Raw genomic sequence first — 11,261 nt, forward strand, 5'->3', positions numbered from 1 at the left:
CCGGTGGCGAACCTGCTACTCAGCGGGAAGTTCAGGCGGTGTGGGAGTTGTTCAGCAGGAGTGTGCGGGGTTCACCTCCCCGCGCTACCGGTAGATGGTCGCGCCCTGCGCAGTTCGCACGCCAGCCGGTCGGCGTCGGGCCGGTCCTCGCCGGATCGGGCGCAGCCCTGCGAGGTGTAGCCCTGTCGGTCGTAACCCCAGCGGTCGTAACCCCAGCGGTCAAAGCCCCACCGGTCGTAGCCCCAGATATCGAAGCCGTCTGGGCCGTAGGGGTCTTCCGGCTCAGCAGGTTTCGGAGATGCCGGGGTCGTTGCGGGCGGTTCGGTCGTTACCGGCGGAACAGTGGTGACCGGCGGTGTGGTGGTCACCGGGGGCAGGGTGGTGACCGGCGGGACCGTCGTCACGGGCGCGGTAGTGACGGGTGTGGTAGTGACCGGGGTTTGATCAGGGGTTGCGAATGCCGGTATGACCAGCGCGGCCGGGACAAGCGCCACCGTCCCGGCGACTGCGGCCAGCACGGCCGACTGCCTTACGGTGCGCGGACTTCTCCTCCACTGCGACATAGTCGACCTCCATCTCGAGATGAGCGCGCTCACCGCACCCGAGCCACTATCGGTCGAATGTCCAGATTTGTTACACAGTAGTGACTTTCGCGCCCCTAAATCAAAAGGGCTTGTGAGCACTGAAGGGATTCCGGACTGGCCAGGCGTCGATGTCGGCTTGGCCGCAGTCGGCCGATGTGCACACAGTCGTCTTCGCATCCGATGCACTTGGCGGTGCTCGGTGTCGGCCGGGATCCGGCGCCAAGACGATTCGGACCGGTTGGCCGGAGCCGTGAGTGGTGCTGCGGCGCTGCTGGTTTCATGAGCGCGGATCGCGGCTTCAGCGGGTGGGCGTGACCGCTGGGACGGTTCTAGGGTGTGCGTCCGAGGATGGTCTCCAGGTCTTCGAGGCCGGTCAGCTGCGCGGTGAGTTCGCTGTGTTCGGCTTCGGTGAGGGGGACGGCGCGGGCGCGGGTGAGGGCATCGGCCGCGGTGGTGGTGTCGCCGGCGCGGATGGCGAGTTCGGCGCGGTAGGCCAACGCCTCGACCAGTTCGGCGGCCGGTGCGCGGCCCTGTTCCCGGGCCAGCGCGGCGTCCAGGATCTTGGCCGCCTGCTGATCGTCGCCTTTGGAGTCGCCGAGCACGACGGCGTTGTCCAGCACCCTGGCCAGCTTGCCGAGCGCGGGCGCACCGGCGGCGCCGGTTCCCGGCAACGGGAAGATCCGGATCCAGTTCCCGCCGGGGTCGATGACCGTGAACCCGGAGTGGTTGTCGGCGTTCTTGCGTTTACGCGGGCGGGTCATCCGCGGGATCCCGGAGACCAGCAGTTTGCCGTGGACCGCGCGCATACCCGCGGCGAACGCCTCGAACAGCTGCTGGGTGTCGGGCACGGCGACGATACAACTGCCGTAGGAGTCCTCGGGTCTGAAGTCCGGCATGCCGAAGAACTGCAGCTGCAGGTCTTCTCGCTGCAGGCCCACGCACGGGTTCGGGCGCAGCTGGTAGTAGGTCCGGGTGAAGCCGAGCATGGTGTAGAACTCGACGATCTCGTCGATGGATCCGCATGGAAGCAGCGGGACGGTTATCTCGTGGGCCATGACAGTGCTCCGTCTCGAAGGGAAAGTTTCCCCGATGCTCGCGGCCGCTACCGGGCCGGTTGGGCGGGGCGGTGGGTGGGGGAACCGGGCTCGTCGGCCATGCTGAACGCGCCGTTTTCCAGGCGGTGGATCAGCCGCTGGGTCCACTGGGCGCCGGTATCAGCGGTCGCCAGCCACAGCGAGATGACCTCACCCACCGGACCCCAAGCGTCCAGCTCCGCGTCCGCGGGCAGGTGCGCGGTGATAGCGGCGCGCCAGTCACGCATCGCCTCGGCCCGGGTGCGCAGGACCTGCACAGCCTGCTCCCGCGGCAGGTCCTCGATCAAACCCACCGCCGCACACAGCACATCCAGCCTCGGCTCACGATCGGCCAAGGCCCGGCGCAGGAGACTGAGGTACTCCCGCTCACCCTGGTCGGTCAGCTCGTACTCGATCCGCGGCGGACCCCCCGCGACCGAGGCATCCGCCTCCGAGGTCGCCGCCAGCAAACCCTGCCCGGCCATGCTCTTGAGCGCGTGATACACCGAACCCGATGTAGCGGTAGACCACTCGTGCGCACCCCACGACTCCAAATCCGCGCGGATTTGATAGCCGTGCGCGCGACCACGCCTACGCAACGCTCCCAGGACCAGAAGCCGTACCGGCGTCATCGAACCCCCTTCCACCCGGCTAACCAAATTTGGCTACCACAGGAATGTACTCCAACCCGGGCGTATTAGCCAAATTTGGTTACACCGAGCGTCCTGGGCGAGCGGAGTACGTGGATGACCCGGGCCGCTGCTCGCAGGCGATGCCGTTGCTGTTGCGGTCGAGGTCGGATCTGTGGCCGGGTTCTCCGCGCCGGATCGGCGCCCGCAGCGCGTGTCGCGGCGCAGTCGGGGTAGCAGACCGAGGACGCCGACGGCGGCTGGGGTGGCGCCGGCGCGGGTGCGCTGCGCCGGGGGAGTGTCGATGTCTCCGGAATCGCCGCGGTGGTGGTTGCCGGGATGGGTGTGGAGGGTGCCGCCGATCTTGGGGAAGGTCGGCGCACATCGAGTAACTCCCGGTTCGCGAAACGAGAGTAGTTGTCGCTTCGGAACTTTGGCGGTCAACGGTCTGGCGGTGCGTCGGCTCACGGGTGTAAAGTGATCGTTGTACTCTTCTCGTGGCAGCCTGATCGCCCCGTTGCGGCGCCGCGCACAAGCAGGAGGAATGCCGGATGGTCCTCGCCGAAGCAGCGACTCAAGGAAGCGAACCGGACGATCCGGCATCGGATCCGGGCCATTCGGACGGCCGATTGTGACGACTCAGAACGTGGCGGTGCGCCGCCGGTTGCGATCGGACAAACGCGCTGCCATCTTGCGCGGAGCCCGCGCGGTGTTCTGTCGCGACGGCTATGCCCGCGCCTCCATCGATGCCATCGCACGCGAATCCGCGGTATCGACGCGAACGATCTACAAGCACTTCGCCGATAAGAAACAGCTGTTCACCGCCGTGATAGTCGACAGCGCGGCGCAGGCGCGCGCCAGTCGATGCGCTGCGATCAAACACCACCTCGGCGAGGTCGTGGACCTCGAGGCTGATCTGACCGCCCTCGGCCGGGTTTTGGTCGTCGGCGGCGACGAGCACCACTTCGCCCTCGTCCGCCAGATCCGCGCCGAGGCCGATCACATCCCCGGCGCGGTGCTCGAGGCGTGGCTCGACACCGGCCCGCGCACGGTTCATGCCGCTCTGGCCCGGAAATTCGCCGAACTCGCCGCGCGGGGGGTGCTCGTCCTCGACGATCCCGAGCGGGCGGCAGTCCACTTCGTCCTCCTCGCCGCAGGCGAGGCCAACGACCGAACCTTCTGGGGCGCCGTAGCCGCCGAGCCCGATGCGATCGAAGCCGCCGTGATCTCAGGTGTTCGTGCTTTTCTCCGCGCCTATCGAGCCGCGCCCACGCCATGAAGCGGTCGCGCGGCGCCACCCAGACGACGGATGCCTTCCCTGAGTGGCACGACAAAGCCTTGCCACCTCGATCGAGTCGATCGCCGACGATCCGAAAGGAACCGATCATGTCCTCTGTAGATCTGGCGTCCGCCAAAGTACTGCTCACCGGCGCCACCGGCGGTCTCGGTCACGCGGTGGCGCGCGAACTCGCCTCGCAGGGCGCCGCTCTGGTGCTGACCGGACGTCGCGCCGACACCCTCTGCGCGCTCGCCGCCGAACTCGACGCGGCGATGATTCCCGCCGATCTGTCGCAGGCGCAGGACCTGCCACGCCTGCTCGACCAGGCCGGGCCGGTGGACGTGCTGATCGCCAACGCCGGTCTACCGGCAGGCGGGCATCTTCTCGAATTCTCCGCGGCGGACATCGACCGGGTCCTCGAGGTCAACTTGCGCGCGCCGATGCTGCTCGCCCGCGACTTCGCCGAGCAGGCGTCCCTCCGTGGAAGTGGGCACATCGTCTTCATGGGCTCGGTAGCGGGCCTGCTGCCCGCACCGCGGGTGAGCCTCTACAACGCCACCAAATTCGGCCTGCGGGGCTTCGCTCTTGGCCTGCGGCACGATCTGCACGACGCTGGAATCGGCGTGTCCATCGTCGAACCCGGCTTCGTCCGTGAGGCGGGGATGTTCGCCGACAGTGGCAGCCGTCTTCCCCCCGGGATGCGCACGGCGACGCCGCAGCAGGTCGCCCACGCTGTCGTCCGCGCCATCCGGGAAGACGTCGATGAGATCGTTGTCGCCCCGATCGAAACACGGCTGCTCGCCACGGTCGGATCCCTTGCCCCGAGGTTGGTCGCTCCCGTACACCGCTTCCTCGACTCCGAACGTCTCGGCACCGATCTCGGCAGCCGATTCCACCACGAAGGCTGATCCTCACCACCGTGTGGTGACTGCTGAAGGAGGTCGGTGTGCGTCATCACCAGGTCGTCGTGGTCGGCGCGGGTCCGGTCGGCTTGTGGCTGGCGGCGGAATTGCGCCTGGGCGGCGCCGACGTAGTCGTGCTGGAGGCGCGTACCGAGCCGGACCCGCATTCGAAAGCGCTGGCGATCCACCCTCGATCTGTCGAAATGCTGGCCTCCCGAGGATTGCTCGATCGGTTCCTCGCCGAAGGGAGCCGGATTCCGAGCGGACACTTCGCCGTGCTCGGCACGCGGTTGGACTTTCGGCTGCTCGACACTCCGTACCAATTCACGCTGTCACTTCCACAGGTCCGAACCGAACAACTCCTGGAAGCGCACGCCCGCGAGACCGGAGCCGATATCCGGCGCGGGCGTCGCGTGACGGCATTGACCGCTGGGGCGGAGTCGGTGATCGTGCACCTCGACGAGGGAACCGATTTCGAAGCGGAGTGGATCGTGGGATGCGATGGGGTCCGCAGCACGGTGCGGCAGGCCGCGGGCATCGCCTATCCGGGCACCGAATCGACGATGCTGGGCTGGCTCGGCGACGTGGAACTCGCCGACCCGCCACCGCAATCGGTCTTCAGCGAGTGGACCGAGGCCGGGCTGCTCATGGTCGTGCGGCTGCCCGGTGGCTGTTATCGCCTGATCGGTATCACGCCCGAGGATCTGCGGACCGATTGGCCCGGCGCGCTCACCCTCGACGAGCTGCGGGCGAAGACCCGCGCGATCGCGGGCACCGATTGGGCGATGCACTCCCCGAAGTGGTTGTCCCGTTACGGAAACGCCGCACGGCAAGCCGAGCGCTACCGAGCCGACCGGATCTTCCTCGCCGGTGACGCGGCACACCAGCACATGCCCGCGGGCGGGGTCGGAATGAATCTCGGCCTCGCGGACGCGATGAATTTGGGCTGGAAACTCGCCGCCACCATATCGGGGCGAGCGCCCGAGGGTTTGCTGGACACCTATCACGCCGAGCGGCACCCGGTCGGCGCGCGCGCACTGCGCAGCACCCAGGCCCAGGCGGCACTGATGACTTCCTTCTCCCCGGACGGCAGGCAGTTGCGGGCCTTCTTGTCCGACCTGATCGGCGACCGACCCGAGTTCGCTCGCACGCTAGCCGAGCAGCTATCCGGACTGTCGGTGGCCTACCCCGCCGGCCCCGGCGCACACACCCTCACCGGTCACCGCGCCCCGGATCTGCCGCTCACCGACGGCCGGTCGCTGTTCGCGACTCTCACCGACGCACGCCACGTCCTGGTCGATATCGCCGGCGGCCTGGGGCCGGTCGGGGACCTGCCGCTCGCGCGGGCGGTTCCGATTCACGACCGGCCGGAGTGGGCAGGGGTGACAGCGGCGCTGGTGCGACCCGACGGCTACCTGGCCTGGGTCGGCAGCCACGACACCGGACCGGCCGCCGCGGGCCTGGTCTGATCAAGCGCCATAAATCAGCTGCACCACAGGTTGATTCGGCTGCGCGAGCTGACAGATCAGTGCCGGTCACAGCATCCGTCGAGCACCTGTTCGACCATGTCTGCGCCCAGCTCGCGTTCGAGATTCATGACGCCAACGTCCGCGCTCTAGGTGCCCACGGTGCGCTCGATCCGCTACTTCGCTTGGCGACAGGAATACGCTTGATCGTCCGCCGTGCCCATGAGAATCCCGCGATGGGTCGGTTCCTGGTTCGGTTCGGCATGAGCAATGAATCGCTGCGCGAGGTTCTTCCCAGGACCGCCGATGCGTGACATCGAATCCGGCATTCGGGCGGAGCATTACGCCGTAGCATCGGGCATGGAGTTAGGTATTGCCTCGATGGTCATCGGCACGACGATCGGCGCTATCTGGATGGTGCTGGAAGGTCACCAGGCGTGGCGTGAGGCAGTGTCCACCGCCGCGCAGCTGGTCCTCGGCGCCATAGGGGTGCCACGCGACGAAGCGCTCGCGATCGCATCCGCGGGCGCCTACTACCGGAGCTGAACGGCAGTCCGGCGCCACACGCTCACGGTCAACGCGGTGCGTGCCCGGTTTGGTTGTACGTGTGAACTCGATCGGAGTCGGATACGCCTGCCCAACGGACAATACGCCAGAACTTCTTGCGAGACCGCCATCCGCGGGCCGCACGCCCGTAGGGGTCCCGCGCCGACAGGTGACGGATGAGGTCCACGCGCTCGGCGACGGAGACGTCCGGGTGCACAAGTGCGCATGCCACGGCGTCGTGTGCGCAGTAGGGACGTCCTGCGTCGTAGGCACTCCGGGCCGCGTCGAGGACCTCGGTGGGAGGATAGTGCCCTATCGACGCCAGGCATAGGCGAGCGAGTTTCGTGATGGGACTGGGGAACAGGCCGTGCGAGACGATGTCGCCCGGCATGCCTTCGGCGAGTGCGATGAGACCGGCGAGGAGCCGTGGATCATCTGGGGGAGGGATATCGACGGCCGGAGGAAAATCGCGGGCCAAGTAGGACAAGACTGCCCACGCGTCGTCTGTGGAGTCGAATACCGCATGCACCGCTGTGCGAAGGTCCGGTCGCGCGAGTCGGGCCACGCACAGCAGTTGCGCTTCGGCGACATCGCGCAGGACAAGGCTCAGCCGCTGCGTGTCGGCAACCGAGATTTGGCCCAGTGCCGCGAGGGAGAAGGCGGCCTCGCCGAATTCGACGTCGCGGGGACGAATGCCGGAGAACACGGTCCGGATAACGGAATCCGACAGCCACTCCATCGGCACCGGGCCGAAGAACGCTACGAGCCGGATGGCGACTTCTTCGAGTGGGATTCGGCCTGCCGACTCCATCGGGAGACGGGCAAGCACGTCACGCAGGGCAGCTGCGAGCCGGTTCCGCGAAACATCGGGCAGAGCTTCGGGAATCGCATATCTGTACGCGTAGGCATGCGGCGAATGGACATAGCGGCTGATGCCGACCAGGTCGGCAACCAGCTGTTCATGGGCGACGTGGCCACCGATCACGAGCTGTCGCCACGCCTGGTGCGAGGCGTACCGTCGGTGTTCTCTGTGGTCCGGTGGGCGGGGATCCCTGCGGAAGAGCTCGGCTCCAGAATCCGGTGGGCCGGTCATGACCATGGAGGATAAGCCAACTCGCCAGTGGGCCGGAAGCAGAGCCAGCGGCCACGTCGGCCAGATGCGGGAACAGAACAGCCGGGGCGCGCACGACGAATGCCGAATATCGGATGATCAAGACCAAGGACGTTGGTACCCTCAGCGCATGCCGAGTCACCTCAGTAACGGCGCATCAGGAGCACTTCGCCGGTTCGCTGGATGGGTGGCCCGCGGATCGGTCGGATATCCGATGCTGGACGGGATCAACTATTGGGACGAGCTCAAAGACTCCCCCTCGCAGATGGAGATATGCTTCGCCATCTTCGCCAACATTCTCGAGCTTGACGACCAAGGCGAGCCCGTCAACGAAAAGTACGCCGAACGCCGCGCTGCATTGTGGCTCTACCAGTACTGCACGGGGGAGCTCCCACCGGGAGAAGTAGCTCTCGAGGCGTGGGAAGTGGAACTCTACTAACCAGACGACCAAATGCGCAGTAATGCCGCATATCGAGCCGGTTAGTCGCCCATGTGCGCCTGGCGCGAGACGACCTAGCTACCTGGAGCCAAGTCGATCACGGAGAGAGGCGGGCAACCACGACGCAACTGGATCCGCACGACCCTCTTACCGCGCGGGAACTACCATGTGACCGCCATCAGGACTTCGCGTGGCACCGTGGGTTCTGGCACGGCTAGCTCGGGTGGTGGCAGGTTGCGTCGGCCGATTCGGGTCACAACTGTGTGTTTGCGTCCGTTGGGGGTATCTGCGAACAGAGGAATTCGATGAACTTGTTCGGGTGTCATCGTTTCCGGCGGAATATCAGGAGGTTCTCATGCTCGCCATTGCCGCTGCCGTTGCATTCGGTCTCGCGCTCATTCTCGATCTGGGGGATACCACACTCGGTGCGTCCATCACCGAGCACACCCTGGTCACCCTTGGACTATTGCTGCTCGCTTTGCACCTAGCGGGATTCGGTACCGGCGCGCGCGTAGGTAACGGGGGCCGCTCCTGGAACTGGCGGCGGCGCGTCCGCCGCTGACCGCTCCGCCCCCGGCTCGACCGGTCGAGCAGCGACGTCGGCTTCGCTTGTGCCACAGACTGGTCAGAGGCCAGACAGTCGCAGCTACGGGCGGGCGAGGGGGTGATGCTCCCAGTGTGTGCCACCAGCTTGCCAGCAACCGGGGACTATGCGCCGAGGGCAGTACCGATTGCGGTGGTCGATGCTGTCGATGCGAGTCCGCGTTCAAAAGACGTCCGCGATGCGGCGGCCGAACCACCTGTCGATGAATGCTTGTGTGGTGTCGTCCATGTTCGTTTGTAGTCGGCCAGACCTCTTCACGGCGGAAGTGGTGGATGAGGTGTTGGTCGCGGGCGAGACCGGCAGGTGTTCCGTTGTGGTGGGCAGGATCCGGTCGGTGGCTTCGCGGGCGCCGCGGTGTCTGATGTGGCCGAGCGGGCGGTTCGTCAGAGTTGGGGACGTGCTGCCACGGACTGCGCCGTCGTGTTCGTGGAGTCGGATCAGGCAGTCGTCGCGTTCGAGGTCGGCGACTGGCCGACGTCAGCTCCGCGCACACCGGCGGCGACTCTCATTCTGCGACGACCAACTGATCGTTCCCTCCCTGGCTGCCGCGGGCATCGTGCCCGCCGATTTCGCCGCCGAGGCGGTCGGCACCATCGACCCGCAGGACTCGCTCGATCTGCAACGCGGGTACCTGCGTACCTTCTTCGACACGACATTCGGTCGATACGACGATCTCACGCAAACCCCAGCCCAGGTGCTGCACCCAGGAATGATCCCGGTTCCATGAGTTGCTTGGCGCGTACGTCGGGTATTGCCTGAGGGCTCATGCGGTGTGACGTGACCCCTTCCCTCCGCGCCCGATCCCGCCGTACCGGACCAACGGCTCGCAGGGCCAATCCTGCTGAGCAATCCAGGCCAAGCCTCCGATCTGTGGCGCAGCGACGTGCCCGGGAGACATACTCGTGCGGGCTTGGACCACGGGCCCAGCTACAGTGCAACTGAAGTTCAGTATGGGCGCCTCGGTCGAGTATCCACGTCGCGTGACGTTGAAGCCGTTGCTAGGGTGTCGATTTCGTTGCTCACAACTGCGATCTTCGACATCCTCGCTTCCGTTCGTTCGAACGACGCGCCAGTGAATCGGTTGTGTATCAGTAACTTCTGCTTCATCAGATGGGTAGTGCGTCCCGAGAGCTCGGGTGGTCAGAGCACGTGCTCGAGGACGATGTCGGCGACCCGCGAGATCGGCACAGTGGTGACAACTTCGAGGGTCGCGGCCGCTCTCAGCAGGGGTTGGACCGTCTCGAATTCGAGTGTCTCGGCGAGTTCTGCCGGGTCCTTTCCGTATCGATTGCCGGTTCGGGTTCTCAGCCGTTCGACGAGAACCTCGACCGGGGCGCTGAGCAGGACGACATCGTCGAAGCGGGGATAGAAACGGACCTGGTTGCGCGTCGTGCCCTGCACGAACAACACCCTCCGATGCGCCTGCGTCTCACGAATCAATCATCTAGACGTGGTTCTGCCGGAGGCGGCGGTCAGGCTGTGGACGAGCAGGTCGATCACGGCTCGCTTGCCCTCGTCGTCGCGCTGGTGGGTGAGGAGGCCTTCGATGACGAAGGTGCCGATGGCGGTCATGGGGGCGAGGTCGGTCTCGGCGGCGCCGAGGGCGCGGAGGTCGTCGGTGAACAGGGAATCGGCCAACTGGTGGAACCCGGTGTGCCAGGTGTCGACGGCAGGGGAGGCCAGGGCGCGGGTGTGCACGGTGTTGACGAGCCCGTGCAGCCGTTCCAACTGGTTGACCACCCACAGCAGTCGCTCGTTCAATGGCAGGCCGTCGATCTCTGTGTAGGTGGCGAGCGCCTCGGCCAGGAGGCGGTCCAGGACGGCGATGAGCAGCTCGTCCTTGTCGCGGAAGTACCAGTAGATCGTGTTGACGGTGACGCCGGCGGCCTTGGCGATCTGACCCATCGACGCCGAGTCGTAGCTGTCGTCGATGAACAGGCGCTGCGCGGCGGCGACGATCTCCTCGCGCTTCTCCTCGCGGTCCTGCGGGCGTCGATTCCGGGGCATCCCAGCACCCTATCTTGAATGTCACTCAAGAAGGAGCTAGGTTTCTTGAGTGCCATTCAAGAAAGGTGGGCTCATTGGAGACCGACGCTGTTGCTGCCGAACTCCGCCGTCTGGATACCAGCGGCCTGCTTGCCCTGTTCACCACCCTGGAGGCCCCCGCGATCTCGGAGATGGACGGCGAGTACACCGCCGCTCTGCTGGCCCAGCCCAACCTGTTCGCCGTGGTGACCGGGAAGGCGGCCGTGGCGAACCCGCTCGGGCCGTGGTTGTGCAAGGGCTTCCGGCCCGTCGATGAGGGCAGTGGGCGCGGCTACAACACCTTCCAGGAGTTCGGCCGGGTCCGGCAGCGCTACCCGATGCGCACGCTCATCGCTCCGTCCCGCTACGACGGGGCTCCGGCCTACACGCTCGTGTACCGCGCCTACGCCTCGATGTGCGCGGCGATCCACATGGTGGACGAGGTGCGGCGTGCCGCGCCCGGCGTCTATCTGGGTATGGGCACTTGGGGATTCACCAACGCACAGCGCCGCGTCCCCCGCCCCTTCCTGCTGACCGGCCAGGTCGGCCCCTACCGCGGCGACATCGGCAAGCAACGGCCCGCCTTCACACCCGGGCCCCGCG

Annotated in this window: 16 protein-coding genes; 8 read left to right on the plus strand and 8 right to left on the minus strand. The window is 66.5% G+C overall.

Annotation, left to right across the window (positions count from 1 at the left end; all coding sequences use genetic code 11):
• Positions 1-71 precede the first annotated feature (71 nt).
• The 4 genes from HOV91_RS28405 to HOV91_RS40170 all read right to left on the minus strand — a co-directional run bounded on the left by HOV91_RS28405 (position 72) and on the right by HOV91_RS40170 (position 2,671).
• Complete coding sequence (locus tag HOV91_RS28405; protein ID WP_174188413.1) at positions 72-404, minus strand: hypothetical protein; 333 nt, start codon at positions 402-404, stop codon at positions 72-74.
• A 509-nt stretch (positions 405-913) separates the two neighbouring features.
• Positions 914-1,639 (minus strand): DUF8817 family protein, encoded by a 726-nt coding sequence (locus HOV91_RS28410; protein WP_174188436.1) that lies wholly within the window; start codon positions 1,637-1,639, stop codon positions 914-916.
• Positions 1,640-1,686: 47 nt separating this feature from the next.
• On the minus strand, positions 1,687-2,289 hold the full coding sequence (locus tag HOV91_RS28415; RefSeq protein WP_174188437.1) for a PadR family transcriptional regulator: 603 nt from the start codon (positions 2,287-2,289) through the stop codon (positions 1,687-1,689).
• Positions 2,290-2,368: 79 nt separating this feature from the next.
• Entirely contained in the window at positions 2,369-2,671 is a 303-nt protein-coding gene (locus tag HOV91_RS40170; protein ID WP_246351044.1) for an excalibur calcium-binding domain-containing protein, read from the minus strand.
• 246 nt (positions 2,672-2,917) lie between these two features.
• Here HOV91_RS40170 and HOV91_RS28425 point away from each other — a divergent pair, with 246 nt between their 5' ends.
• From HOV91_RS28425 to HOV91_RS28445, 5 genes are all read left to right on the plus strand, one after another.
• Positions 2,918-3,565 (plus strand): TetR/AcrR family transcriptional regulator, encoded by a 648-nt coding sequence (locus HOV91_RS28425; protein WP_217441257.1) that lies wholly within the window; start codon positions 2,918-2,920, stop codon positions 3,563-3,565.
• 107 nt (positions 3,566-3,672) lie between these two features.
• Entirely contained in the window at positions 3,673-4,473 is an 801-nt protein-coding gene (locus tag HOV91_RS28430; RefSeq protein WP_174188439.1) for an SDR family NAD(P)-dependent oxidoreductase, read from the plus strand.
• Positions 4,474-4,511: 38 nt separating this feature from the next.
• Positions 4,512-5,936 (plus strand): FAD-dependent monooxygenase, encoded by a 1,425-nt coding sequence (locus tag HOV91_RS28435; RefSeq protein WP_174188440.1) that lies wholly within the window; start codon positions 4,512-4,514, stop codon positions 5,934-5,936.
• A 59-nt stretch (positions 5,937-5,995) separates the two neighbouring features.
• A complete protein-coding gene (locus HOV91_RS28440; protein ID WP_174188441.1) occupies positions 5,996-6,247 on the plus strand; it encodes a hypothetical protein in 252 nt (83 codons plus the stop codon).
• Positions 6,240-6,479 (plus strand): hypothetical protein, encoded by a 240-nt coding sequence (locus tag HOV91_RS28445; RefSeq protein ID WP_174188442.1) that lies wholly within the window; start codon positions 6,240-6,242, stop codon positions 6,477-6,479. The genes HOV91_RS28440 and HOV91_RS28445 overlap by 8 nt, the downstream gene beginning before the upstream one ends.
• Before the next feature lie 28 nt (positions 6,480-6,507).
• Here HOV91_RS28445 and HOV91_RS28450 read toward each other — a convergent pair whose 3' ends face one another.
• Positions 6,508-7,464: a hypothetical protein gene (locus HOV91_RS28450; RefSeq protein ID WP_174188443.1), complete on the minus strand. Its 957-nt coding sequence runs from the start codon at positions 7,462-7,464 to the stop codon at positions 6,508-6,510.
• Between the two features lie 256 nt (positions 7,465-7,720).
• Between HOV91_RS28450 and HOV91_RS28455 the strand changes: the two genes are divergently transcribed.
• A complete protein-coding gene (locus HOV91_RS28455; protein WP_217441258.1) occupies positions 7,721-8,029 on the plus strand; it encodes a DUF7677 family protein in 309 nt (102 codons plus the stop codon).
• A 355-nt stretch (positions 8,030-8,384) separates the two neighbouring features.
• Positions 8,385-8,591, plus strand: a complete 207-nt coding sequence (locus tag HOV91_RS28460) for a hypothetical protein (protein ID WP_174188445.1) — start codon at positions 8,385-8,387, stop codon at positions 8,589-8,591.
• A gap of 547 nt (positions 8,592-9,138) precedes the next feature.
• On the opposite strand, the gene HOV91_RS28465 is transcribed toward HOV91_RS28460, so the two are convergent.
• The 3 genes from HOV91_RS28465 to HOV91_RS28475 all read right to left on the minus strand — a co-directional run bounded on the left by HOV91_RS28465 (position 9,139) and on the right by HOV91_RS28475 (position 10,640).
• Positions 9,139-9,336: a hypothetical protein gene (locus HOV91_RS28465; RefSeq protein ID WP_174188446.1), complete on the minus strand. Its 198-nt coding sequence runs from the start codon at positions 9,334-9,336 to the stop codon at positions 9,139-9,141.
• A gap of 437 nt (positions 9,337-9,773) precedes the next feature.
• The gene (locus tag HOV91_RS28470) at positions 9,774-10,034 is read right to left on the minus strand and encodes a hypothetical protein (protein WP_174188447.1); all 261 of its coding nucleotides are present in this window, start codon (positions 10,032-10,034) and stop codon (positions 9,774-9,776) included.
• Positions 10,035-10,073: 39 nt separating this feature from the next.
• Positions 10,074-10,640: a TetR/AcrR family transcriptional regulator gene (locus tag HOV91_RS28475; RefSeq protein WP_174188448.1), complete on the minus strand. Its 567-nt coding sequence runs from the start codon at positions 10,638-10,640 to the stop codon at positions 10,074-10,076.
• Positions 10,641-10,714: 74 nt separating this feature from the next.
• Here HOV91_RS28475 and HOV91_RS28480 point away from each other — a divergent pair.
• Positions 10,715-11,261: hypothetical protein (locus HOV91_RS28480; protein WP_174188449.1), on the plus strand; the 547-nt coding region annotated here is incomplete at its 3' end.

Origin of the sequence: Nocardia barduliensis (genome assembly GCF_013315795.1) — a bacterium.
GTDB classification, from domain to species: Bacteria; Actinomycetota; Actinomycetes; order Mycobacteriales; family Mycobacteriaceae; genus Nocardia; species Nocardia barduliensis.

What these genes read in the sequence shown, in the direction of transcription:
- HOV91_RS28475 (WP_174188448.1), bottom strand. Translation starts at nt 10,640, where the DNA reads ATGCCCCGGAATCGACGCCCGCAGGACCGCGAGGAGAAGCGCGAGGAG.
- HOV91_RS28460 (WP_174188445.1), top strand. Translation starts at nt 8,385, where the DNA reads ATGCTCGCCATTGCCGCTGCCGTTGCATTCGGTCTCGCGCTCATTCTC.
- HOV91_RS28455 (WP_217441258.1), top strand. Translation starts at nt 7,721, where the DNA reads ATGCCGAGTCACCTCAGTAACGGCGCATCAGGAGCACTTCGCCGGTTC.
- HOV91_RS28445 (WP_174188442.1), top strand. Translation starts at nt 6,240, where the DNA reads ATGCGTGACATCGAATCCGGCATTCGGGCGGAGCATTACGCCGTAGCA.
- HOV91_RS28415 (WP_174188437.1), bottom strand. Translation starts at nt 2,289, where the DNA reads ATGACGCCGGTACGGCTTCTGGTCCTGGGAGCGTTGCGTAGGCGTGGT.
- HOV91_RS40170 (WP_246351044.1), bottom strand. Translation starts at nt 2,671, where the DNA reads ATGTGCGCCGACCTTCCCCAAGATCGGCGGCACCCTCCACACCCATCC.
- HOV91_RS28410 (WP_174188436.1), bottom strand. Translation starts at nt 1,639, where the DNA reads ATGGCCCACGAGATAACCGTCCCGCTGCTTCCATGCGGATCCATCGAC.
- HOV91_RS28430 (WP_174188439.1), top strand. Translation starts at nt 3,673, where the DNA reads ATGTCCTCTGTAGATCTGGCGTCCGCCAAAGTACTGCTCACCGGCGCC.